General features: G+C 38.7%; 17 protein-coding genes and 2 rRNA genes. 3 read left to right on the top strand and 16 right to left on the bottom strand.

Annotation, left to right across the window (positions count from 1 at the left end; genetic code table 11):
• From I589_RS18550 to hslO, 6 genes are all read right to left on the bottom strand, one after another.
• Nucleotides 1-393: ribosomal RNA gene (locus I589_RS18550) — 23S ribosomal RNA — on the bottom strand; the annotation flags it as partial.
• A gap of 229 nt (nucleotides 394-622) precedes the next feature.
• A 16S ribosomal RNA gene (locus I589_RS17165) occupies nucleotides 623-2,182 on the bottom strand.
• 683 nt (nucleotides 2,183-2,865) lie between these two features.
• Nucleotides 2,866-3,414 carry a GNAT family N-acetyltransferase gene (locus I589_RS17160; RefSeq protein WP_010766958.1) on the bottom strand — a complete coding sequence of 183 codons (549 nt, stop codon included), beginning with the start codon at nucleotides 3,412-3,414 and terminating at the stop codon, nucleotides 2,866-2,868.
• A gap of 316 nt (nucleotides 3,415-3,730) precedes the next feature.
• On the bottom strand, nucleotides 3,731-5,227 hold the full coding sequence (lysS, locus tag I589_RS17155; protein WP_010766957.1) for a lysine--tRNA ligase: 1,497 nt from the start codon (nucleotides 5,225-5,227) through the stop codon (nucleotides 3,731-3,733).
• Between the two features lie 98 nt (nucleotides 5,228-5,325).
• A complete protein-coding gene (gene dusB, locus I589_RS17150; RefSeq protein WP_010766956.1) occupies nucleotides 5,326-6,348 on the bottom strand; it encodes a tRNA dihydrouridine synthase DusB in 1,023 nt (340 codons plus the stop codon).
• Entirely contained in the window at nucleotides 6,349-7,236 is an 888-nt protein-coding gene (gene hslO, locus I589_RS17145; protein ID WP_010766955.1) for an Hsp33 family molecular chaperone HslO, read from the bottom strand. It abuts the gene before it with no gap.
• 239 nt (nucleotides 7,237-7,475) lie between these two features.
• On the opposite strand from hslO, the gene I589_RS17140 reads away from it, so the two are divergent.
• Nucleotides 7,476-8,771, top strand: a complete 1,296-nt coding sequence (locus I589_RS17140; RefSeq protein ID WP_010766954.1) for an ISL3 family transposase — start codon at nucleotides 7,476-7,478, stop codon at nucleotides 8,769-8,771.
• 173 nt (nucleotides 8,772-8,944) lie between these two features.
• Here the strand turns inward: I589_RS17140 and ftsH are convergent, their stop codons facing one another.
• The 9 genes from ftsH to pth form a co-directional block, all read right to left on the bottom strand.
• Complete coding sequence (ftsH, locus tag I589_RS17135; RefSeq protein WP_010766953.1) at nucleotides 8,945-11,101, bottom strand: ATP-dependent zinc metalloprotease FtsH; 2,157 nt, start codon at nucleotides 11,099-11,101, stop codon at nucleotides 8,945-8,947.
• A 91-nt stretch (nucleotides 11,102-11,192) separates the two neighbouring features.
• Complete coding sequence (gene hpt, locus I589_RS17130; RefSeq protein ID WP_010766952.1) at nucleotides 11,193-11,738, bottom strand: hypoxanthine phosphoribosyltransferase; 546 nt, start codon at nucleotides 11,736-11,738, stop codon at nucleotides 11,193-11,195.
• A gap of 19 nt (nucleotides 11,739-11,757) precedes the next feature.
• Nucleotides 11,758-13,143, bottom strand: a complete 1,386-nt coding sequence (tilS, locus tag I589_RS17125; RefSeq protein WP_010766951.1) for a tRNA lysidine(34) synthetase TilS — start codon at nucleotides 13,141-13,143, stop codon at nucleotides 11,758-11,760.
• A 155-nt stretch (nucleotides 13,144-13,298) separates the two neighbouring features.
• Nucleotides 13,299-13,775: a S1 domain-containing RNA-binding protein gene (locus I589_RS17120; protein WP_010766950.1), complete on the bottom strand. Its 477-nt coding sequence runs from the start codon at nucleotides 13,773-13,775 to the stop codon at nucleotides 13,299-13,301.
• Between the two features lie 44 nt (nucleotides 13,776-13,819).
• The gene (locus I589_RS17115) at nucleotides 13,820-14,254 is read right to left on the bottom strand and encodes an FtsB family cell division protein (RefSeq protein WP_010766949.1); all 435 of its coding nucleotides are present in this window, start codon (nucleotides 14,252-14,254) and stop codon (nucleotides 13,820-13,822) included.
• Nucleotides 14,255-14,322: 68 nt separating this feature from the next.
• Complete coding sequence (locus tag I589_RS17110; RefSeq protein WP_010766948.1) at nucleotides 14,323-14,592, bottom strand: RNA-binding S4 domain-containing protein; 270 nt, start codon at nucleotides 14,590-14,592, stop codon at nucleotides 14,323-14,325.
• Nucleotides 14,589-16,193, bottom strand: coding sequence for a putative polysaccharide biosynthesis protein (locus I589_RS17105; RefSeq protein ID WP_010766947.1), 1,605 nt, complete (start codon nucleotides 16,191-16,193; stop codon nucleotides 14,589-14,591). Before I589_RS17105 ends, I589_RS17110 begins: the two co-directional genes overlap by 4 nt.
• A gap of 17 nt (nucleotides 16,194-16,210) precedes the next feature.
• Nucleotides 16,211-19,738: a transcription-repair coupling factor gene (mfd, locus tag I589_RS17100; RefSeq protein ID WP_010766946.1), complete on the bottom strand. Its 3,528-nt coding sequence runs from the start codon at nucleotides 19,736-19,738 to the stop codon at nucleotides 16,211-16,213.
• A 16-nt stretch (nucleotides 19,739-19,754) separates the two neighbouring features.
• Complete coding sequence (gene pth / locus I589_RS17095) at nucleotides 19,755-20,315, bottom strand: aminoacyl-tRNA hydrolase (protein ID WP_010766945.1); 561 nt, start codon at nucleotides 20,313-20,315, stop codon at nucleotides 19,755-19,757.
• Between the two features lie 341 nt (nucleotides 20,316-20,656).
• Between pth and I589_RS17090 the strand changes: the two genes are divergently transcribed.
• Both I589_RS17090 and I589_RS17085 read left to right on the top strand, forming a co-directional pair.
• On the top strand, nucleotides 20,657-21,631 hold the full coding sequence (locus tag I589_RS17090) for an L-lactate dehydrogenase (protein WP_174298972.1): 975 nt from the start codon (nucleotides 20,657-20,659) through the stop codon (nucleotides 21,629-21,631).
• 258 nt (nucleotides 21,632-21,889) lie between these two features.
• The gene (locus tag I589_RS17085; protein WP_010766943.1) at nucleotides 21,890-23,302 is read left to right on the top strand and encodes a L,D-transpeptidase family protein; all 1,413 of its coding nucleotides are present in this window, start codon (nucleotides 21,890-21,892) and stop codon (nucleotides 23,300-23,302) included.
• Between the two features lie 55 nt (nucleotides 23,303-23,357).
• Here I589_RS17085 and I589_RS17080 read toward each other — a convergent pair whose 3' ends face one another.
• Nucleotides 23,358-24,083, bottom strand: a complete 726-nt coding sequence (locus I589_RS17080; protein WP_010766942.1) for a YebC/PmpR family DNA-binding transcriptional regulator — start codon at nucleotides 24,081-24,083, stop codon at nucleotides 23,358-23,360.
• Nucleotides 24,084-24,170 lie beyond the last annotated feature (87 nt).

The raw sequence follows: 24,170 nt of genomic DNA, 5'->3' as shown, positions 1-24,170 counted from the left end.
ACCTTCCAAATTTCGTCTACGGGGTTTTTACCCTCTTTGACTGACTTTTCCAAGTCATTCGACTATCTGAAAGAACTACCATATCGGAGTCCTACAACCCCAACAAGCAAGCTTGTTGGTTTGGGCTTTTCCCGTTTCGCTCGCCGCTACTCAGGGAATCGAATTTTCTTTCTCTTCCTGCAGGTACTTAGATGTTTCAGTTCTCTGCGTCTACCTCTAACCAGCTATGTATTCACTGGAAAGTAACATTCTACTAAAAATGCTGGGTTTCCCCATTCGGAAATCTCTGGATCATCGCTTACTTACAGCTCCCCAAAGCATATCGGAGTTAGTCCCGTCCTTCATCGGCTCCTAGTGCCAAGGCATCCACCGTGCGCCCTTATTCACTTAACCTTATCAACCTTACGGTTGGGTTTTGACTCGTTTTCCTAGCGATAGGAGCGTCATCAAGAAAATAAGCAATTGAACTTCTTAAAAAACTCATTCAACGCGGTGTTCTCGGTTTGTTTTGATTCTTTTTTACTTCAATATCCAGTTTTCAATGAACAAAAGTTTTGAGAGTAAACCTCTCAAAACTGAACAAAGTTTAACAAACGTGTGTAGTTTCCGTAATATTCCTTAGAAAGGAGGTGATCCAGCCGCACCTTCCGATACGGCTACCTTGTTACGACTTCACCCCAATCATCTATCCCACCTTAGACGGCTGGCTCCAAAAGGTTACCTCACCGGCTTCGGGTGTTACAAACTTTCGTGGTGTGACGGGCGGTGTGTACAAGGCCCGGGAACGTATTCACCGCGGCGTGCTGATCCGCGATTACTAGCGATTCCGGCTTCATGTAGGCGAGTTGCAGCCTACAATCCGAACTGAGAGAAGCTTTAAGAGATTAGCTTAGCCTTGCGACTTCGCGACTCGTTGTACTTCCCATTGTAGCACGTGTGTAGCCCAGGTCATAAGGGGCATGATGATTTGACGTCATCCCCACCTTCCTCCGGTTTGTCACCGGCAGTCTCGCTAGAGTGCCCAACTAAATGATGGCAACTAACAATAAGGGTTGCGCTCGTTGCGGGACTTAACCCAACATCTCACGACACGAGCTGACGACAACCATGCACCACCTGTCACTTTGTCCCCGAAGGGAAAGTTCTGTCTCCAGAATGGTCAAAGGATGTCAAGACCTGGTAAGGTTCTTCGCGTTGCTTCGAATTAAACCACATGCTCCACCGCTTGTGCGGGCCCCCGTCAATTCCTTTGAGTTTCAACCTTGCGGTCGTACTCCCCAGGCGGAGTGCTTAATGCGTTAGCTGCAGCACTGAAGGGCGGAAACCCTCCAACACTTAGCACTCATCGTTTACGGCGTGGACTACCAGGGTATCTAATCCTGTTTGCTCCCCACGCTTTCGAGCCTCAGCGTCAGTTACAGACCAGAGAGTCGCCTTCGCCACTGGTGTTCCTCCATATATCTACGCATTTCACCGCTACACATGGAATTCCACTCTCCTCTTCTGCACTCAAGTCTCCCAGTTTCCAATGACCCTCCCCGGTTGAGCCGGGGGCTTTCACATCAGACTTAAGAAACCGCCTGCGCTCGCTTTACGCCCAATAAATCCGGACAACGCTTGCCACCTACGTATTACCGCGGCTGCTGGCACGTAGTTAGCCGTGGCTTTCTGGTTAGATACCGTCAAGGGACGAACAGTTACTCTCATCCTTGTTCTTCTCTAACAACAGAGTTTTACGATCCGAAAACCTTCTTCACTCACGCGGCGTTGCTCGGTCAGACTTTCGTCCATTGCCGAAGATTCCCTACTGCTGCCTCCCGTAGGAGTCTGGGCCGTGTCTCAGTCCCAGTGTGGCCGATCACCCTCTCAGGTCGGCTATGCATCGTGGCCTTGGTGAGCCGTTACCTCACCAACTAGCTAATGCACCGCGGGTCCATCCATCAGTGACACCCGAAAGCGTCTTTCAAATTAGAACCATGCGGTTCCAATTGTTATACGGTATTAGCACCTGTTTCCAAGTGTTATCCCCTTCTGATGGGCAGGTTACCCACGTGTTACTCACCCGTCCGCCACTCTTTTTCTTTCGATGGAGCAAGCTCCGGTGAAAGAAAAAGCGTTCGACTTGCATGTATTAGGCACGCCGCCAGCGTTCGTCCTGAGCCAGGATCAAACTCTCATAATAAAAGTTAGAACAATCTTTCGATTGTTAAGCTCAATTTGTTTGCTAGCATATTGCTTGCTTGTTAAATGTTTGTGACTTGATAAATCAAGTACACACTACACATTTGGTTTGTCTTGCTTTGTTCAGTTTTCAAAGGTCTACCTTGCTGTTTCAGCAACTTTTATATCATATCAGCTAGACAAGTGATTGTCAACTGTTTTTTATAAAAGTTTTTTCAACTTCTTTTCAGAAAGTCGTACGCTTGTTTCAGCAACTTAATTAGAATAACAGGTCCGTTGTTATTTGTCAACAACTTTTTAAAATAAATTTTATTGATTTATCAACTGTTATTCAGTCATCTCTCTCGAGCGACTTTGTTATTCTATCATGTTGAATCTTCAACGTCAAGAACTATTTAAAAAGTTTTTTTCAGAAAAACTTTTTGTGTTTTATGAATGAAAAACCATTCACACGAACACATAATAATATACCAACTAAATGGCATAAGGTCAATGTATTTCTTCTTTTTTTTTAGAGTTTTTTTATTCTACGATTATTCTTCTTACGAGACTTAAAAATGTTCGTTTTTACTACGATAATCTTTTTATTTAACGGAAAAAAATCGACTAATAAACGTGTTTTTCCACTCCCAATATATAGTCGTATTGAAAAACACGTTTCACCTATTTAGTTTCACCTTCTATTCAACTTAGATTCTCTTTCCATTCTTTTCTTATTACGCCATACTTCATCGAATCATAAAATTTATTTTCCCAGAAGCGAACCTTTCGAATCCGCCCTTCTTCTTTCATTCCCACTTGTTCTCCCAGCTTCATCATTCGTTGATTCCCTGACCATGTGGTGAAACCAATATGTTCAAGCTCCTTTTCTTGATCAAAAAGTATAGTTAACCATTGTTTAAGAGCACGTCTGCCTATTCCCTTTTTCCAAAGTGAAGAATCATAAATGACTATACCAACTTCCAGCCATCTTCTAAGCGAACCGTCTTCCCAATAAGCAGTAACCATACCAACCTGCTTCTCTCCTAAAAGAATACTCCTTCTCATCTCATTGTCTACACTATCCTTCCCAAAACCATTTTTGTATTCTTCCCATGTCAAAATTGGATCATTGAAGTACGGACCATTCCATTTAGTCCATTCTAAATCTGCAGCAGGACCGTAACTAATTTCCCATAATGAATGAATATCCTCTTTCTTTATCTTTTGGAGAGATACTTCTTCTTGTTTCATCTTATTACTCCTTCCACTATAAAATGAGTCTTCTCGATATGTTGTTCTTACGTCTTTTTCGATAACTGACCCTCTCCTTCTTATACACAGATTACTTTTCAAAATCTTTTTATCTTTATACGCTCTTTATTTATTAAAGGTTTTCACCTTTTCTTTCTATAGAACATCTTAAAACTTATTTCCACATAAGAAAAACCACAGTTTTTCATAAAGATAGCTATTAATTTTTCATTATCTTTGCACCAACTAAAAAAGATTTAAACGGATTCTCAAACAAAAAAACCAAGCCTCCTTTATTGAAGGCTTGGTTCTGTAATTATCTCATTGTTGGGAAGAGCAGCACATCTCTTAAAGACTGAGCGTCAGTTAATAACATTACCAAACGATCAATACCAATACCTAATCCTCCGGTTGGCGGCATACCGTATTCTAAAGCTTCTAGGAAGTCTTCATCCACTCCATGCGCTTCATCATTTCCTTGTTCGCGTTCTTTATCTTGTGCTTCAAATCGTTCACGCTGATCAATTGGATCGTTTAACTCAGTAAATGCATTCCCAAATTCACGACCAACGATAAATAGTTCAAATCGGTCTGTGAAACGTCCGTCCTCAGGATTTTTCTTAGCTAAAGGAGAGACTTCCACTGGATGACCATAGATAAATGTTGGTTGAATTAATGTCTCTTCAACAAACGTTTCAAAAAACTCATTAATAATATGACCAACTGACATGTTCTCCGTAATTTCAACATGGTGTTCTTTAGCATAGGCACGTGCTTGTTCTACACTCATTTCAGGCCAGAAATCAACACCAGTTTGTTGTTTAATAGAGTCCACCATGTGTAAACGAGTAAACGGACTACCTAAATCAACTTCTTGTTCGCCATAAGTTATTGTTGTTACACCTAAAACTTTTTCAGTGGCATTACGGATAATTCCTTCGGTTAAATTCATAACATCTTTGTAATCGGTATATGCTGTATAAACTTCAAGCATCGTAAATTCAGGATTATGCGTTGTATCAATTCCTTCATTTCTGAATACTCGTCCAATTTCATAAACCTTTTCCATACCACCTACAATTAGACGTTTTAAATGTAACTCTAAAGCAATACGTAGGTATAAATCCATATCCAATGCATTGTGGTGTGTAATAAATGGACGTGCAGCAGCACCACCAGCTTCATTGTGTAAAACGGGGGTTTCAACCTCAATATAGCCATTTCCATCAAGATATCTTCTAATCTCACTAATAATCTGGCTACGTTTCATGAAACGGTCAAAGCTGTCACGATTACTGATTAAATCCAAATAACGCTGACGATAGCGCTGTTCAATGTTCGTTAACCCATGATATTTATCTGGTAGCGGACGCAGAGCTTTTGAGAGCATCGTTAATTCTTTTGCTTTAATACTCACTTCCCCTGTATTAGTTTTCATTACATCTCCGCTAACACCAAAGAAATCTCCTAAATCAGCATGCGTAAAAAGTTCATAAGCTTCTTCACCAACTTCATCTTTACGTACATAAATTTGAATTTGTCCTTCGCGATCTTGTAAATGTGCAAATCCAGCTTTTCCTTTTCCACGCTTGGTCATGATTCTACCAGCGACACTAGCCGTCACTGCCTGTTCTGCTACTTCTTCTTTCGTCATAGCGTCAAATGCTTCATGTAATTCTACTGAATTGTGTGTTCTATCAAAACGTTGTCCGAATGGATCGATCCCTTCTTCACGTAATTGTTCCATTTTTTGACGACGCACAAGCATTTGATCGTTTAAATCTTCTACTTGATTTTGTTGCTCTTCTGTCATTAGAGTTCCTCCATTCTCCTGATTCATCTCTTTCTTATAATGCCAATGATAACAGAAAAAAGCAAGATGAACTTTGTGATTTTTTTCGTTTTTTACTTTTATTCCCCTATTGCTATTTCTTTTTCTGCTTGTTTCTCTGTCTTTTCAACGAATGCATCCAATAAATCAACAATAGTTTGTTCATCTTCTGCTTGATTAATCGCTACTTTAACTTTTGCCGCACGTGAAACACCCTTTAAGTAATAAGCTGCATGCTGCCGAAATTCTCTAGAGGCAACTGCTTCTCCTTTTAACTCCACTAAACGGTGAAGATGAAGTTTCGCAGTCTCCATCTTTTCTCGCGGAGTCGGCTCCTCTACTAATTCACCAGTTTCTAAATACTGTTGTGTCCGATGAATCATCCACGGATTTCCTAATGCCGCACGTCCAATCATCACCCCATCAGCGCCCACGTATTCTAACATGCGTTTTGCATCTTCTGGTGTCCGAACATCCCCATTTCCCATAAAAGGAATAGTTAGCTGGCTTTTCACTTCTTTTAAAACATCCCAATCTGCTTTTCCTTCATACATCTGCACTCGAGTTCTTCCATGCATTGCAACTGCCGCGGCTCCTGCCGATTGGGCTGCCAGTGCATTTTGTACAGCAAATATATGCGCGTCATCCCAACCGATTCTCATCTTAACTGTTACTGGCTTATCTACAGCGGAGGAAACAGCATGAACCATTTCATAGACCTTATCTGGATCCAGTAGCCATTTAGCACCAGCTTCAGCTTTAATAATCTTATTCACAGGACACCCCATATTAATGTCAATAATATCTGCTTTTGTATTTTCCTCTACAAATTGGGCTGCTTCAACCAGACTCTCTTTAGTTCCGCCAAAGATTTGTAAACTTAATGGATGTTCTGTTTCATCTATATAAAGCATCTCCAAAGTTTTCTTGTTCCGGAAATGAATCCCTTGGTCACTTATCATCTCACAAACAACCAAGCCTGCACCAAACTCTTTGACAGTAACACGAAAAGCCGCATTCGTAATTCCCGCCATAGGTGCTACGACAACTCTATTAGGGATTTCAACCTCTCCGATTTTCCACGTATGTTTTCCAAGCTCCATCTAATTGCCTCCCATGGCTTCTTGCTTCAGGCTAGCTAAGTCCTCTTCACTATACGTATACTTATTTCCACAAAAAGAACAGACTGCTTCTGCCCCGTGATCTTCATCAATCATTGCTTGAATTTCCGTTGTACCCAATGCGATAATTGCCGCACCAAATTTATCTTTAGAACAGTCGCAGGCAAATTGAACCGGAGATGTTTCTAAAATCTTTAAGTCAGCATCACCTAGCAGTCCACTCAAAATTTCCTCCGGTGTTTGACCTTCATCAAGAAGTGTTGAAATCAGCGGTGTTTCTGCCAAACGTTTTTCAATAGCAGTAATCGTTTCATCGTCTGCACCAGGCATAATTTGAATTAAAAACCCTCCGGCTGTTTTAATCGAATCATCTGTATCCACTAGAACACTTAAGCCAACTGCTGAAGGTACTTGCTCAGACACAGCAAGATAGTACGTAAAATCTTCTCCAATCTCTCCAGATACAAGTGGTGTTTGACCAGAAAACGGTTCTTTAAGACCCAAATCTTTGATCACTGTAAATAGCCCATTCGTTCCCACAGCACCTCGAACATCAATTTTCCCTTTTTCATTTGACGGCAAGCTGATATGCGGATTTTTTATATACCCTTTGACATCCCCATTTCCATTACTGTCTACAATGATTGCACCCGCAGGCCCATCTCCTTGTATTTTTACTGTTAACTTATCTTCTCCCTTTAGTGTAGCACCCAACAAAAGAGCACCAATCATGGTTCTCCCAAGTGCTGCTGAAGAGTTACTCCACGTATCATGACGTTTTTGTGCTTCTTGTACTGTTTGTGTTGCACGGACAGCATATGCACGTACAAATCCGTTATATCCTAAAGCTTTTACTAAATAGTCGTTCATTTTATGTTCCCCTTTTCATTAAGACTCATTAGTGAATAATACTAGTATCTGAGGTATTTTTCAACTTTTGACATTCATTTTTTTCTCAAGATGTACGTTTACTGGCTCTATAATTTATGGGACTGATGAATCATAATTGATTCTTCAGTCCCATTTTCACTTTAGGTATTAAAAAACATATCGTTCTCTAGTATGATTAAATCACCACAAAATAAACAACTGAGAGGACGATATGCTATATGAATGATTCTATCAAAAAAATGCTGAGAATAATAGAGAAAGATTTGATGATTACAGAGGTCTCTTACGAGACCTTTCAGAAGGAAAAGACGTTGATCGTCGATGCTGTTCTCTCGCCTGCTCCTCGTGCGTGTAGAAGTTGTGGTTCTACTGTGGTAGATGGAAATGGGAAAGCAATTGTAGTGAAAAACGGGAAGAAGGAAACGATTGTCCGCTTTGAACAATACAATCATATGCCTTTGGTTATGCGCTTAAAAAAGCAGCGCTATACCTGTAAAAATTGTCGAACTCATTGGACTGCTCAAAGTTCTTTTGTCCAACCTAGACATTCAATCGCAAATCATGTCAGATATAAAATTGCTTCTTTACTGACTGAAAAAGTATCTTTATCTTTTATTGCGAAAAGCTGTCAGGTATCTTTGACCACCGTTATTCGTACATTGAAAGAGTTTAAAAGCTATTTACCAAAGCAATCTAAGAAGATTCTCCCCAGAGTATTGATGGTTGATGAATTTCGTTCGCACGCTTCCATAGAAGATAAAATGAGCTTTATTTGCGCAGATGGCGAAACAGGAAAATTAATTGATGTCTTGCCTACGCGTAAGTTACCTCGATTAACAAGCTATTTCTTAGGCTGTACCAATCCAGAAGAAGTAGAATTCTTGGTTACAGACATGAACGCCGCCTACTTCCAGCTCACCAAGCGTGTTTTGCCAAATGCGAAAGTAGTGATTGATCGGTTTCATATTGTCAAACACATGAATCAGGCGTTCAATGAGTTACGTATCCGTGAAATGAATGAGCTTCGTAAAGTAGGACAGAAAAGTCTGGCAGAAAAGCTGAGAAAGAACTGGCGCTTTCTGCTAAAAAATCGTGCAAACATCAACCATTATGAATACAAAACATGGAAAAGTTTCCGAGCGCCAAAATACCCGTTTCTTACTGAAGCAATGATGATTGATCGATTGCTTGGCTTTTCTGCGCCCCTGAAGGAGGCGTATCCCTTTTTTCATGAATTAGTTGAAGCCTTTCGAGACAAAGACCCTGACTTATTTTTCTCCTTATTGGCAGAACTTCCCGAAACACTAGATGACGGTTTTCGGAAGAAGCTTCAAAACCTTCTGAATTATGAAGAAGGCATCACCAACGCAATGATCTACCCTTACTCCAATGGAAAAATAGAAGCAAAGAACACACACATAAAGACAATGAAACGAGTATCCTACGGATTTAAATCATTTGAGAACATGAGAATTAGAATCTTTTTGATCAATCAATTAATCAAAGTAAGATAACAAAAAATCTGAGCCAGAATGAGGTTCATTCTGACCCAGATTTGATTTTGTATAACTCATCAGTCCTTATTGACAAAGAGCCCGTTTACTCTAGTTTTTTGATTCATACCTCAAAAGAAAAAAGCCAACAAGCAACCCTCATTAGGAATTGCTTATCGGCTTCATCTTTACACTTATTTGTAGCGATCGTCGAAATTATTTCGTTCATAATCAGATTTAGTTGTTTCATCTTCTTTAGAATCAGAAACTTCCTTACCTGTTTCTTCACTTTCTAACTTCACTTCTTCTGCTTCATCATGTAATTCTTTTTTTGCTTCTTCAAAATCTTGTTTTTCTTCTGCTTGTTTTTCCGCATCTTTTTCTTCTAACGCACGTTTTGCTTCTTCGAATGTTTGTGCTTTTTCGCTAGGAAATTCAGAAGATGCAGATCCTTCTGGCATTACACCATCTTCAAACAATGATTTAATTGCTTTTGCATCAAGCGTTTCAAACTCAAGAAGTTTTTCAGCAATCAGTTTATGCTGTTCGCGATGCTCTTCAATTATTTCATGTGCTTTCTTGTGTGCTTCCATTAAGATACTACGTACTTCTTGATCGATTTCAAAAGCAACTTGTTCAGAGTAAGCTTTTGTTTGACCATAATCACGACCAACAAACACTTGGTGGTTTCCTTCATATTGAACAGGTCCTAATTTGTCGCTCATTCCATATTCTGTAACCATACTACGTGCTAAGCCTGTTGCTTGTTCAAAGTCGTTTGAAGCACCTGTTGATTGTACGCCGAAAATAATTTCTTCTGCTGTACGTCCGCCAAGCAAGCCAACGATTTGTTCAAACATATCTTCTTTGGTCATTAAGAATTGATCTTCTTTTGGTAAAGCAATCATATAACCGCCTGCTCGACCACGAGGAATAATCGTTACTTTGTGAACAACTCTCGCGCGGCTTAATACTAACCCAACGATTGTATGTCCAGCCTCATGATAAGCCACCATTTCACGTTCTTTTTTGCTGATGACGCGATCTTTCTTCGCAGGTCCTGCAATCACACGATCTTCTGCTTCATCAATATCCGATGCATCAATTTTCTTTTTATTTCGACGAGCGGCTACTAAGGCAGCTTCATTCAATACGTTTTCTAAGTCAGCACCAGCAAATCCTGGTGTTTGTTGTGCAACAACTTTTAAGTCTACATCATCTGCTAATGGTTTGTTACGTGCATGAACCTTAAGAATCGCTTCACGACCTTTAACATCTGGACGGCCTACTAAAATTTGTCGGTCAAAACGGCCCGGACGTAGTAAAGCTGGATCTAACACGTCTGAACGGTTTGTTGCAGCGATAACGATTACTCCTTCGTTTCCGTCAAAACCATCCATTTCAACTAGCAATTGGTTTAGGGTTTGTTCACGTTCATCGTGTCCACCACCCATGCCTGCGCCACGTTGACGACCCACTGCATCAATTTCATCAATAAAGATAATCGCAGGTGCATTTTTCTTCGCTGTTTCAAATAAATCACGGACACGACTTGCGCCGACCCCTACAAACATTTCTACGAAGTCAGAACCTGAGATAGAGTAAAACGGAACGCCAGCTTCACCAGCGACAGCTTTTGCAAGTAAAGTTTTCCCTGTTCCTGGAGGCCCCTCTAATAGAACACCCGCTGGAATACGTGCGCCTAATTCAGCGAAACGTCTTGGGTCTTTTAAGAATTCAACAACTTCAACTAATTCTTGTTTTTCTTCTTCCGCACCTGCAACATCAGAGAAGCGGATTCGGTTTGCTTTTTTGTCTGCTTCTTTGGCTTTCGACTTGCCAAAGTTCATCACACGGCCGCCACCGCCACCGCCGCCACCTTGTTGACCCATCATCATATAGAAGAAAAAGATGATGACAATAATTGGTAGGAAGCTTAAGAGTAGAGACACCCAAATGCCACTACTAGATTCTTCTTTTATTTTTGTTTGAACGCCATTTTCTTTTGCTAGTTGCGTTACTTGACTCAATGTTGAATCATTTGGTAAAACCATTGTCGTGAAACTTGTTGCTGGGACATTAGTAGAACCCAAAATCGACAAGCCACCACTATTATTTACTTTTTGCTCTTCTTTATACTCACCGGTAATTTTATAAACGCCATTAGCTGGTTGTACCGTGAACTCCTTAATCTTGCCATCTTCAAGTTGTTCAGCAAATTTCGAATACTCGATATCTGGCGTTTGCTGACTGTTGTTTCCAAAAATAAAGTAAACAACCATCACCATCGCTAAGATAACAAGAGCATAGTATAAGACATTTTTCATCATGCCATTATTTTTCTTATTCATGCTTGCCCTCCTTAGGTGCTATATTCATCTTTTTTAATTTTTTATCAATCCTGACCATTACATTGTAACATAACTGATTTCAATTACGTCACTAATTTGATTGATAAACACTCGCTTTTAATACGCCTACATAGGGCAAATTACGATAGGCTTCTGCGTAGTCTAAACCATAGCCTACTACAAACTCATTTGGTACATCAAATCCAATGTAATCGGCATCGATATCAACGACACGCCCTTCTTTTTTATCTAGTAGCGTCACAATTTTCACTGAATTTGCTTTCCGATATTTAAACAGATCAACCAGATAGGCTAATGTACGTCCACTATCAATGATGTCTTCAACAATCAGTAAGTCGCGTCCTTCTACATTCGTATCCAAATCTTTGACAATTTTTACTTCGCCAGAAGATACTGTTGCATTTCCATAACTAGACACATCCATAAAATCCAATTCTACATAAGTATCAATTTCACGGACAATATCTGACATAAAAGGAACGGCACCTTTTAAAACACCAACTACTAATGGATTCTTTCCTTTGTATGTTTCAGCCAATTCTTTTCCTAGTTCTGCGCAGCGCGCTTGGATTTGTTCTCTTGTTATTAATACTCGCTCGATATCTTTCTCTAACATTCGGTTCTCCTTCCACCTGCTACTCCCGATATTTATAAAGAAGTACGTAGTGTATTTTATCAGTTTCTCTCACAATACTCAAATAAGAAAGTGCAAAAGGCAACAATCCATAGATGTTTTTTTTATAGTCAGAAAGTACCCATGAAGACGCTCTTTTTTCATTAGGTACCTTGTTATCTATAAAAAAGCGTGAAATTTTTTTTACGAGTTTTTCATTTAAAATCAAACGATCACCTTCTTGTCTGCGCCGCAAGACGAACTTCTCGGCCAATTCCGCAGAAAATTCTTTTTGAAAGGTTGTCCAGCCTTCCGTGTTTTTAGGTATACTTTGATTCTTCTGAATTTCATCACTTTTTAAAATTCCCAGCCATTCATTCTCATTTAAGTATATTCCTTCATTATAATGAATAATATACTCTTTCTCTATCTGTTTTTTCTTTTTTTGAAAAGAAAATTGCTGATAGCTTTTTTTAAATAGCCATTTTTTTGAAAATGAAATTTCCCACTGTGCCTTTTCTTTTGCCATCAAGTGAATTAGTTGATAGATCTGTTCTTCTTTAGCACCTATTTTTTTTTGTTCAAGACTCTTTTTAAAAAAATAGCTTAAGAAAAAGTATTTTTTCCCATCTGTCTGCTTCTCCAACCATTCTCCGTCAATTATCCAGCCATCGTCGGTGACTGTTACATACGTCAAATAGTTGATTTTCATTTCTTCAGAAATAATTTCCTCTGCCCATTCTAACTGTTGAGAAAATTGTTGGGCATGGGGAAGTAAGCGGGCATTTTCTTTTCTTAGTTGGGGAATCACCCATTTTCTAATCCGATTTCTTTGCATCTGTGTTTCTTCATTCGTTTGATCTTCAAAAAAAACAAGATTGTTTCTCGTAGCCCATTGACGGAGCTCTTCTTTTGAAAATTGCAGTAGTGGTCGAATGAGTTCCCCCGACGAAAATTGTTGACGTTCTTTTATACCAATATGACTTCCTAATGATCCTCCACGTGCAAGTTTCATCACAAGTGTTTCCACCTGATCATCTCCGTGATGGGCGGTCATCAATTTCACACAACCTGTTTGTTCCATTATTTGAGAAAAAAAGGAGTAGCGAAAGGCCCTTGCCGCTTCTTCCATACCCGTTATAGGTGCATTTTGCCAACGCGTAGTAAAGAAGGGAAGATTTTGTTCTTTACAATACTCTTTCAGGTATCTTTCTTCTTGCAAGGATTCTTCTCTAAGCTGATGATTGACATGTGCAACATATAAAGAAAGCTGTTCCCTGCGAGCAACGGATTCCATCAACTTAAGTAAAACCATCGAATCGACACCACCTGAGATTGCTAAAAGAATTTTATCCTCAGTTTCCCATAAAAGTTTGTCTTTTCCGTGATTAAAAAATAAATTTTCCATGTGCTGTTCTCCTTAAAAAGAAAAAAACTAAGGCAGTCAATCAGAGTTGATTTATGCCTCAGTTCATTTTTCACTGCAAAACAATTCATTTCATTATTTTAATTAGTCATTCAAACGTTCATTTTAGCGATTCCGACATCGCCGAAAAGCACTAACTAATTACGACGACCTCCACGGCCTCCGCGTTTTCCTTCTGTGTTTCGTTTCAAAGAAGAGAGTCTATCATCGCTATCTTTTAAAAATGAACTCATTAATGAATCAAAATCTTGTTTATTATTATTGCTGTTCATCGGTTGATTTCGAGAGAACGATTTTTTCTGTGCAGGACGACTATTATAGTTATCACGTGGCTCACGTGGTTCGCGACGTTGAAATTCACGTTTTTCTTCTTGTGGCTGATCTTGTGCTTTGCGAATAGATAAACCAATTTTTCCGTCATCACCAATAGAAGTGACTTTGACTGTTACTTCATCTCCGACAGTTAATACATCATGTATATCCTTAATAAATCCATTTGATACTTCACTAATGTGAACTAACCCAGTTTTTCCTTCACCTAGATCAATAAATGCACCAAAATTGGTAATCCCTGACACTTTTCCTTGTAGTTTCGCTCCTACTTCGATTGACATAAAAAAATTGTTCCTCCTAATTTATAACCCTTTTTTATATTTCACTACTTATTAGTAGTACTTGACTCTGTGTTGTTTTTTGTTGTTTGACCTGTCGTATCACTTGTTTCTGTTCCAACAATCGGATAGACTTGCTCGCCTTCTTTAGAGTAGAAAAATCGACTACGTGCTAACTTTGCAACATACTCGTCATCTTTTAATAAATTGACGTCTTGTTTAAGGTTCGTGAGCTGTGTTTCTACTTGCTCGGCTTCTGCAACCGTCTCTTCTTTAATCGTTCCAAGCGATTGTAGACGCTGATAGTCATTAAATAATTGAACACCAATAACAATAAATATACCCATAGCCACTAGAAAAACGACTGCTAGTCTTCTTCTTCTAAACACAAGTTGTCTTTGCTGCTTTTGAAACTCAACATATTGTTCTTTTGCGTAGGCTGTATCAATTGAAGATATTTTATTTTTGGATTCTTCATTCACTATCCTTCACCTCAGTCTCTTTTTCATGGTCTTTCTCATTATACCAACATCTTTAGCTGTTGTCTAATCTAATTCTCAGCAGAATCCGTTCTAGTTTCTGATACGATTTCATACATTTTTTCTGCATCATCTTTTTTTGTTGATTCATGAAGCTCTGTTACTTTCACCTCTAAGGTTTTATTGCCAAATTGAATCTTTACGTTATCCCCAATTTTTACATCACTGGATGATTTTGCAAGTTTTCCATTGATTTGAATGCGTCCTTTATCAGCGACTTCTTTTGCTACTGATCGCCGTTTAATAATTCTTGATATTTTTAAAAATTTATCTAGTCTCATATACTATCCCTCTTTTTTCTTACATTTATTTTTAATAATTTTTTTCCAAACGGAATCATTAACCACTCTCTTATAGTGAATAATTTTAAACGAATCGCCAGAAAAATGAAACAGCTTGCCCCTAAAAATACACCAATCAAACTGACAACAAGCGCTGTCGAGCGATGATTAATTGCGCCCACAAAAACTTCTATTATTCCGTAATAAGTAAGTAAACTAAGTGACATCCCAGCTATACAGATAAGAAACGTTCGCCCAAAATGACGTTCCTTCCAAAAACCATTCAACTCTTTTTCTGAGTACCGAACAAGATAAATCAATGTACTTGCCAGCCCACCTAACGTAGCAAAACTTGCACCAATCGTGCCCATAACTGCCGTCAAACTGATTGTTCCAAGTGCCTTAACCAACAAGCCCCATCCAGCGGCTTTTAATGGCATCCGAAACCAGTTTCGGCTTTGCGCAATACTTTGATACGCCTGTATAGTAGCCATCAACCCTACTGAAAAGACAAATACGGTTAAAGGTGCACTTCCTGAATAGTCTTTAAACAATGCATAATTGATATATGGAAGCAGCAAGGCTAAGCCCACAGAAGCTGCCATAGCTAAACTAACTGTCAACCTTAAATAAATGCGGGCAGACTGATGAAATTGTTTTTTATTCGTCTGTATAAGATAGCGTGTTAGAGCAGGTAAGAACGTGGCGCTTAGCGCCGTAGCAATTACTAGCCCCAGTTGAACCAGCGGCTGTCCTCGGTCATAAACCCCTTTTGCCACTCTCGCAGCTTGATCCGTTAATCCATAAATTTCCAATCCGTTTGTCACTAGAAAAGAGTCTAGCAATTGAAAAAAGATCAAGTAGCCGCTATAGATGGAAAGAAGTCCTCCTTCTATAAGAAATCGGCGAACAAGTTTCTTTTTTGGTCGTTGGCTGATGGAAAAATTTTTTAAGCTTAGTGCGCCACCATGAATTTTTTTTTCGTAATAAATTAATGACAGCAGGGCACAGCTTCCACCAAAAAAGGCGCCACTCATGGCCATTGCACCTGTCTGATAAATAGTCAGTCCTAAGCTGTGAAAAGCACCTGCAGCAGATAGGATAATTCCTACACGAACTAATTGTTCCAGTACTTGAGAAACAGCTGTAGGAACCATTAATAATCTTCCCTGAAAGTTCCCTCGATAATAAGAGAGTCCCGGAACAAGCAAAAAGGTAAAGGAAACGACTTGAATCAAAGGCGCCAGTTCAAAATCTCCCATCAAATTTGCTAATAAACCACTTCCAAAAAAGCAGAGTGCCCACAAACTCACTGCACACCAGAAAACAAGTGGAAACAACTGATTCAAGGCTTCTTTTTGTTCTTTTGGTGTCTCTTTTTCTGCTATATATTTTGAAAGAAACTGAGGAAGTCCAGAAAGTGCTAGTGTCATCGCAATCCCATAGATTGGATAGACTTGCTGATATACATAAAATCCCTCATCGCCTACCGCATTTTGAAAAGGGACGCGATAGATGGCACTTAACAACTTCGCGATAAAAGAAGCAGCTGTAAGTACAAAGGCCCCTTGCATCATTCTTTGCATTTCCTTTTGTGCCATCAAAATCCCTTCTCTTTCTACGCTTCTTTAGAAACGTATTTTTGTTGACGTAACGCTTTTATAAAACTAGCCGTCTCCTGTAACCATACTGCATCACTCATCCCGCGAGAGATGGTCAGTTTGATGGTCATTTTTTCTTTTTCAACACCTAGACCAGCTTTCATTTTGGTTGCAGTCAATGCTTCAAATAATTGTTCTACGGAATAAGATTTTGTTCCAGCCTTACTTAATACAACTTTAATCGTCAGACCTTGGATTCGTACAGTTTCCAATAGTGCACGATCTCCATCCATTTTCATTTGACCAATCGTAAGCAAGTGAGCAACTTCTTCTGGATACTCTCCAAATCGATCAAGCAGGTCTGCTTCAAGTTCTTCCAGCATTTCCTGATTTTCCAATTCACGTATTCGTTTATAAATCTCAATTTTTTGTCGTTCATCTTCAATATAGGTAGAAGGAACATACGCATCTACGCCTAAATCAATCTCTACCGTGGTTTTCTCTACTTGTGTATTTTTCCCTTGCTTACGTGCAACAGCCTCTGACAGCATTTGTGAATACATGTCAAAACCTACTGCGTCAATAAACCCATGTTGTTGTGCACCTAAGAGATTTCCTGCACCACGTATAGACAAGTCACGCATGGCAATTTTAAATCCTGAACCAAGCTCTGTAAAGTCTTTGATTGCCTGCAGGCGTTTTTCACTTACTTCATTTAAAATCTTTTGTTGTTCATACATAAAATAGGCATACGCTACACGATTGCTTCGCCCCACTCTTCCTCTTAATTGATACAGCGTGGATAAGCCCATGTAATCTGCATTTTCAACAAATAATGTGTTGGCATTTGGAATGTCTACACCCGTTTCTATAATCGTCGTTGTGACCAGCACATCATACTGCCCTTCAATAAAATCAAAAAGTGTATTTTCTAGTTGAACTTCTGTCATCTGTCCGTGGGCAAATGTAATTCGGGCATCAGGAACCAACGCTTGAAGCTCTTCTACCTTCTGATCAATCGTATCTACACGATTATACAGGTAAAAAATCTGTCCACCTCGCCCCATTTCTCTTTCAATAGCTTCACGAATCGCTCCCGGATTCTTTTCCATAACGTAGGTTTGAATCGGATAACGGTTCTCAGGAGGCGTTTCAATCACAGACAAATCACGAACACCTAGCATAGACATATGTAGTGTTCGAGGAATCGGAGTAGCTGTTAGCGTTAATACGTCTACCTCTGATCGCAGCTGTTTCAACCGTTCTTTGTGCTTCACACCAAAACGCTGCTCTTCATCAATAATTAACAGCCCTAAATCGCTAAACTCGATGTCCTTAGACAAAATCCGATGCGTCCCCACAACAATATCTATTTGACCTGTGCGCAACTCTTCAATAGTCTCTTTTTGTTGTGCTTTTGTTCGAAAACGGCTCAATAAGCCAATATTTACAGGGAAATTCTCGAATCTTTCCAACATCGTTTCATAATGTTGCTGTGCCAAAATTGTCGTAGGAACAAGAAAAGCGACTTGTTTATTTTCTTTTATTGCTTTAAATGCTGCTCGCAAGGCGACTTCTGTCTTTCCATAGCCAACATCGCCCACCAATAAACGATCCATCGGTTTAGGCTTCTCCATATCATGTTTGATTTCAGCAGTACTTCTTAGCTGGTCATCTGTTTCTGAATACGCAAAAGCATCCTCAAACTCTTTTTGATACGCGTCGTCTGGACCAAAAGCGTAGCCTGTTTCAGCCTCTCTTTTTGCATACAATTGAATCAGATCATCTGCAATATCTTCAATCTTAGAAGTAACTTTTCGTTTGGTTTTACTCCATTCACTTCCACCAAGCTTGTTTACACGGGGAGACTTTCCTTCTGAAGCCACATATTTTTGGATTAAGTTTAACTGTGTCACTGGAATAAATAATTTATCTTCATTTTGATACAAAATAGTGAGGTAATCTTGGTGAACCCCATCAACCTCGAGCGTTTGCATACCAATATATTTCCCAATTCCGTGATTAGCATGAACCACATAGTCCCCTGATTTTAGCTCACTATAGCTTTTCAAACGTTCTGCATTTGAAATACTTTGTCTACGCGTCCTCTTTTTGGCTGTTTTTTGGAAAACTTCCTTTTCAGTAATTGCAACGAGCTTCTCCTGCGGCAATTCAAAACCCGTTTGTAAGCTACCTTCTACTAATTGAATTTTTCCAGTTAAGAGCTTGTCTGCAGTAGTTTGAACAGATTGTATTTCAAAATCACGAAACATTTCTTCAATTTTTCGCAAACGTTCTTTTGTTGAAACATATACAACGACGGTATGTCCCTGTTTTTTCCAACGATCCATTTCTGTTTTTAATAGAGGCATTTGACCAAAGAACTGTTGCATTGATCGATATTGAAAATTATATATTTGTTGAAATCGTAAATTACCCATTCCTTTTTGAAATAATGAAAAATAACTTGTTGGGTAGTTTTCTTTATTCAACAATTGGTGTACATCATGACCGAAATGCTGTTCAGAAAAAATACGACCTTCTTCAATCTTTTGTGTTTGCCATTCTGCTTCTTCACGATCCATTTCACGACTTGTTTCTAAAATCCTTGGATAGTCATCCACAAAGACCAACGTATTTTTTTCAAAATAATCAAAGATTGTTGTTTTCGTTTTATATAGAAAATCCGTGTAATAATTTGCTTGTTCCCCAGGAATTCCTGACTGCCATCCGGTACTTAGCTGACCATAATAGTCAATCAAAAATTCTTTTTCTGTTTTCTCTTTCGTAACAGCCAGTCGTTTTTCCAAAGCTTCTGCTAATCGACCTACTCCATATTGTAAATCATCTGATGAAAATACTAAATCTGATGTTGGTAAAATAAAGGTTTCCTTAATGGTTTCAACAGAACGCTGAGTATCTGCTTCAAAATATCGCATAGAATCAATTTCATCATCAAACAACTCCACACGAACAGGATAGTCAGTAGTCAACGGATAGACATCTATAATGCTTCCACGAATACTAAATTCACCCGGTTTTCCAACCATTGCTTGGCGTTCATACCCCATGAGAACAAGCTGCTGTGCAATGGCTTTACTGTCAATCGTACCGCCAATCTCCCAACGAATTTGATAATCAAGCCACGTTTTCTTCTCTGGAAGAAATTTTCGCAACGCTGCAGCAGGTAAAACATAAATTCCTTTTTTCTTACTGACAAGCGCATTTAACGTCACAACTCTTTCCGCACGTGCTTCTGGAGAGGAGAAAGCCATTTCTGCTGACATGACCTCATCAACCGGGAATAAGAAGATTTCTTCCGGCGGCAATACATGATGTAAATCTTCTACCAACTGATTGGCATAATACAAATTGGGTGTAATGACAACCGTCATCTTTTTTAATTTTTTATACGCACTCACCATTGTTAATGTTTTGGCAGAGCCAGATAGCCCTGTTAGTAATTGACGGGGTGCCTTTTCTTTCAATTCTTGTACCCATTGTTGAATGAAAGGATTTTTATTGAATAATTGAATAATATCCAAACTGCTCTCCCCCTTCCTAATTAAATTGATTCATCGTATCTATAAATGAGTGTCCGGCTAATCTGTATTCACATGCTTCAACTGACTTGTCAATACTTGCTTCAATTAAAGGCTGATCTTCTTTAGAAAACCCGCTTAGTACATGATTAACCACTGTTTTTTTCCCTTCAGGCCGCCCAATGCCCACTTTAATACGATCAAAAACATTATCGCCTAAGTGAGAGATCAGACTCTTTATTCCATTATGTCCTCCAGCACTTCCTTTTTGACGTAAGCGAATTTTCCCAATTGCTAAATCTAAATCATCATAGATAACTAGCAGCTCTTCAGGATAAATACCGAAATAAGTCATCAAGGGTCCCACTGCCCGACCAGATTCATTCATAAACGTCATCGGCTTCACTAGTAGAATTTTTTCACCATCAATAAAAAATTCTGCTACCTCCGCTTCAAATGGATTTTTTTTGAACGTAGCCTTATATTTTTGCGCTAAACGGTCAATGACCATAAAACCAATATTATGTTTTGTTTCTTGATATTTCGTCCCAGGATTTCCCAATCCAACAATCATTTTCATAAAAAATTCCTCACTTATTTCTGTCATTTGCAACACAAAATACTGGATTGGTCGAAAAACCATCCAGTTATGTAGCCTTTTCTATTCTTTTCTATTCACCAGTATAACACAGGAAGCGCTGTAATGGTTATATCCAATTCTAGAAGAACAAATAAACTTATAGAAAAGTTATGAAAAAACTTCTGAAAACTGTGCTGCCAAAGAATAGTGAAAAATCGCACATGTAAGCTTTTACAATTAGTACAACAAAAAAAACTGTTACATTTTATCGGCTTATTACGTGACAGAACCTTGTAGAGATGTTAACATAATGAAGAAAAAACAAATACTAGGAAGGATTGATACACATGGCTAATGAAAAAAAAGATCACCAAAAAGTCATTTTAGTTGGAGACGGTGCTGTCGGATCTAGTTATGCATTTGCTCTTGTCACTCAAAACATTGCCCAAGAAGTCGGGATTATTGATATTAATACAAAGAAAACGGAAGGCGACGCTATCGATCTTTCTCACGCATTAGCTTTTACCTCTCCTAAAAAAATCTATGCTGCTGAATATGCAGACTGTCATGATGCAGATCTTGTTGTCTTAACAGCCGGCGCTCCTCAAAAACCAGGAGAAACCCGTTTAGATTTAGTAAATAAAAACTTAAAAATCAACCGTTCAATCGTGACACAAATCGTTGAATCTGGCTTTAACGGAATCTTCTTGGTTGCCGCTAACCCAGTCGACATTTTGACTTATTCTACATGGAAATTCTCTGGTTTCCCTAAAGAACGAGTAATCGGTTCAGGTACCTCACTTGACTCTGCACGCTTCCGTCAAGCAATTGCGGAATTAGTTGATGTAGATGCACGAAACGTTCATGCCTACATTTTAGGAGAACATGGAGATTCTGAATTTCCAGTTTGGTCTCATGCTAATGTAGCTGGACTTCAAATTTACGAATGGGTAAAAAATAATCCTGATGTTGATGAAGAAGCTATGGTTAATCTTTTCTTCAGCGTACGTGATGCAGCTTACACAATCATCGAACGAAAAGGCGCAACATTCTATGGAATTGCCGTTGCCCTAGCAAGAATTACAAAAGCAATTCTTGATGATGAAAATTCTGTTCTTCCTCTTTCCGTTTACATGAACGGCGAGTACGGACTTGAGGATATCTTTATTGGTGCGCCTGCGGTCATCAATAGACAAGGAATCAAACAAGTCATCGAAATTCCATTAACCGATGCAGAAAAAGACCGTATGAATGCCTCTGCAAGTCAATTGAAGGATGTCATCACTCAAGCTTTTTCACAATTAGAAGATGAATAATCTATTGCCTTTATAAATAATGAATCAGAAAATTTTTATTTTACAAAAATTTTCTGATTCATTTTTTTACAAACTAAAAATTCGTATGATTATTTATTAGTTGTAATAGGCAGAAAAATTTCAAAAAAATTTTATCACTTACTAAATGTTTCTTAATCTTTTATTGTTTTTTAAGCAAAAACATCGCTTTTTCCGTCAACTATGCTATTATTAATTACGGTATACTCTAAATTTATATAATCAAGGAGTTCATATATTATGACAAGAGGCGGCGCTCGTACAAAAAAGCAGGGAAAAATAAAAAAAATTAGTTTAATAGTTGTTTTAGGTATTCTAGTTTTACTTGTTAGCGGTTATACCTACCGCAGCATTTATTATACAAGTCATTTCTTACCTAAGACCGAAGTAAATAGTGTAGATGTCAGTAATTTAACTATTGATGAAGCAAAAACAGCATTAAAAGAAAAATATGCTTCTGAAACATTCACTATAAATGAAGATGGTCAACTTTGGAAAGAAATAAAAAAATCTGATTTAGGGGTAAATCTTGATTTCACAAAAGAGCTTGAAAATCTCAGACAAAAACAAAGTCCTTGGAGTTGGGCGGTTTCTTATGTTTCTGCAGCTGAAAAGGAAACTTTGAATACTTTGGATGTGAATCAAGAGAAATTAACGAATTCAGTTAATTCCATTAAAGATGATTTAACCAAATTAAATGCCTCTCGTTCTGAATCTGAGGATGCAAAGGTGATTCGAACAGACAGTGGTTTTTCTATTCAAAAAGAAAAAATAGGAACGGCTATTAATGTAGATGAAGCAATTGCTTCTATCACTCAAACGGCAACAGAAGGAAAAGAAACAATTGATTTAAAAGAATTTCGTTCAAAACCGAATGTGACCTCTGAAGATGAGGATCTTAAAAAAGAGATAGAACGAGCAAATAAAATCGCACAAGTAAAAGCAACTTATACAATCAACGGTGTTTCATTTGTTGTTCCTACCGAAACGATTATGGACTGGATTGAATCATCTGATACAGATATTTCATTAAACAACGAAAAAATAACCGAATATGTAAATAATTTAGCTACACTTTATAATACTAGCTCAAACCCAACGACATTCAACAGCACACGTCGGGGTGAAGTGAGTGTACCAGCAGGTTCATATAGTTGGACTATTCAAGTGGATCAAGAAGCAGCTGCATTGAAAGATGCAATTATGTCAGGGAAAGATTTCACACGCAGCCCGATTGTCCAGGGAAGTACAACAGCTGACCATGCGTTAGTTGGCAACACATATATTGAAGTTGATTTACAAAATCAACATATGTGGTTTTACAAAGATGGGGCACTTGTATTAGAGACAGATGTCGTTACAGGAAAACCTACTACTCCAACCCCTCCTGGTGTATTCTATGTATGGAATCACGAGTTAAATGCTACTCTTCGCGGCTTAAATGATGACGGTTCAAAATATGCAAGTCCTGTAAATTACTGGATGCCTATTGATTGGACTGGCGTCGGAATTCATGACTCTGACTGGCAACCTGAATATGGTGGTGAACTATGGAAAACACGTGGTTCTCACGGATGTGTAAATACGCCTCCTGGTGTCATGAAAGAATTATATGCAGCAGTTGAAAACGGAACACCTGTATTGGTATTCTAATAAAAAGAAGCGTTCATTCTGAAACTCAGAAAGAATGCTTCTTTTCTTTTTTCAATTATTCTTCAGCAGAAGTAAATACTTCAGACACATCGTCATCATCCTCTAATTTATCTACAAGACGTTCCAATTGTATTTGTTGTTCTTCCGTTAATGAAATCGTAGTTTGCGGAACCATCGTTAGTTCTGCCTGAGCCAAATGAAACCCTGACTTTTCCAGTGATTCTCGTACCTGAACAAACTCTTCTGGTGCTGTGTAGATTTCAAAGACTTCTGGGGATACAAGTAAATCCTCTGCTCCAGCTTCTAATACATCTTCAAACATCTGATCCTCATTCACTGTTAAATTCTTTCGTTCAATTGCAATATATCCTTTTCGGTCAAACAAATAATTAACAGATCCAGTTTCTCCCAGAGAGCCTCCATTACGTGTGAAAGCTACACGGACATTCGTTGCAGTTCGATTTCGATTATCAGTCAAGGCATACACAAGTATAGCCACACCACCAGGTCCATATCCTTCATAGATAATTTCATCATAATTTGTATTTTCTGCTGAGCTGTCTGCTTTTTTTATTGCCCGATCTATATTGTCATTGGGCATATTGGCCGCTTTAGCTTTGTCTACTGCTAATCTAAGAGCCGGATTCAACGCCGAATCCGTTCCGCCTGCTTTTGCTGCCATGTACACTTCGCGAGAAAGCTTTTGAAATATTTTCCCACGTTTTGCATCCTGTGCATTTTTTCTTCCTTGAATATTACTCCATTTACTATGTCCTGACATCTTGCCTTCCGTCCTTTCACTTCAGTTATAAAGTTTTACTAACTATACTATTTCAACTCACTATCAGAGCATTATCTCTATTTTTTC

This window comes from Enterococcus phoeniculicola ATCC BAA-412, assembly GCF_000407505.1.
Lineage (GTDB): Bacteria > Bacillota > Bacilli > Lactobacillales > Enterococcaceae > Enterococcus_K > Enterococcus_K phoeniculicola.
This window is presented reverse-complemented; position numbering and strand designations above follow the sequence as displayed.

Excerpts from the sequence above, each read along its gene's own strand:
- I589_RS17160 (WP_010766958.1), bottom strand. The coding sequence starts at position 3,414 with ATGAAACAAGAAGAAGTATCTCTCCAAAAGATAAAGAAAGAGGATATT.
- lysS (WP_010766957.1), bottom strand. The coding sequence starts at position 5,227 with ATGACAGAAGAGCAACAAAATCAAGTAGAAGATTTAAACGATCAAATG.
- dusB (WP_010766956.1), bottom strand. The coding sequence starts at position 6,348 with ATGGAGCTTGGAAAACATACGTGGAAAATCGGAGAGGTTGAAATCCCT.
- hslO (WP_010766955.1), bottom strand. The coding sequence starts at position 7,236 with ATGAACGACTATTTAGTAAAAGCTTTAGGATATAACGGATTTGTACGT.
- I589_RS17140 (WP_010766954.1), top strand. The coding sequence starts at position 7,476 with ATGAATGATTCTATCAAAAAAATGCTGAGAATAATAGAGAAAGATTTG.
- ftsH (WP_010766953.1), bottom strand. The coding sequence starts at position 11,101 with ATGAATAAGAAAAATAATGGCATGATGAAAAATGTCTTATACTATGCT.
- hpt (WP_010766952.1), bottom strand. The coding sequence starts at position 11,738 with ATGTTAGAGAAAGATATCGAGCGAGTATTAATAACAAGAGAACAAATC.
- tilS (WP_010766951.1), bottom strand. The coding sequence starts at position 13,143 with ATGGAAAATTTATTTTTTAATCACGGAAAAGACAAACTTTTATGGGAA.
- I589_RS17120 (WP_010766950.1), bottom strand. The coding sequence starts at position 13,775 with ATGTCAATCGAAGTAGGAGCGAAACTACAAGGAAAAGTGTCAGGGATT.
- I589_RS17110 (WP_010766948.1), bottom strand. The coding sequence starts at position 14,592 with ATGAGACTAGATAAATTTTTAAAAATATCAAGAATTATTAAACGGCGA.
- I589_RS17105 (WP_010766947.1), bottom strand. The coding sequence starts at position 16,193 with ATGGCACAAAAGGAAATGCAAAGAATGATGCAAGGGGCCTTTGTACTT.
- pth (WP_010766945.1), bottom strand. The coding sequence starts at position 20,315 with ATGAAAATGATTGTTGGATTGGGAAATCCTGGGACGAAATATCAAGAA.
- I589_RS17085 (WP_010766943.1), top strand. The coding sequence starts at position 21,890 with ATGACAAGAGGCGGCGCTCGTACAAAAAAGCAGGGAAAAATAAAAAAA.
- I589_RS17080 (WP_010766942.1), bottom strand. The coding sequence starts at position 24,083 with ATGTCAGGACATAGTAAATGGAGTAATATTCAAGGAAGAAAAAATGCA.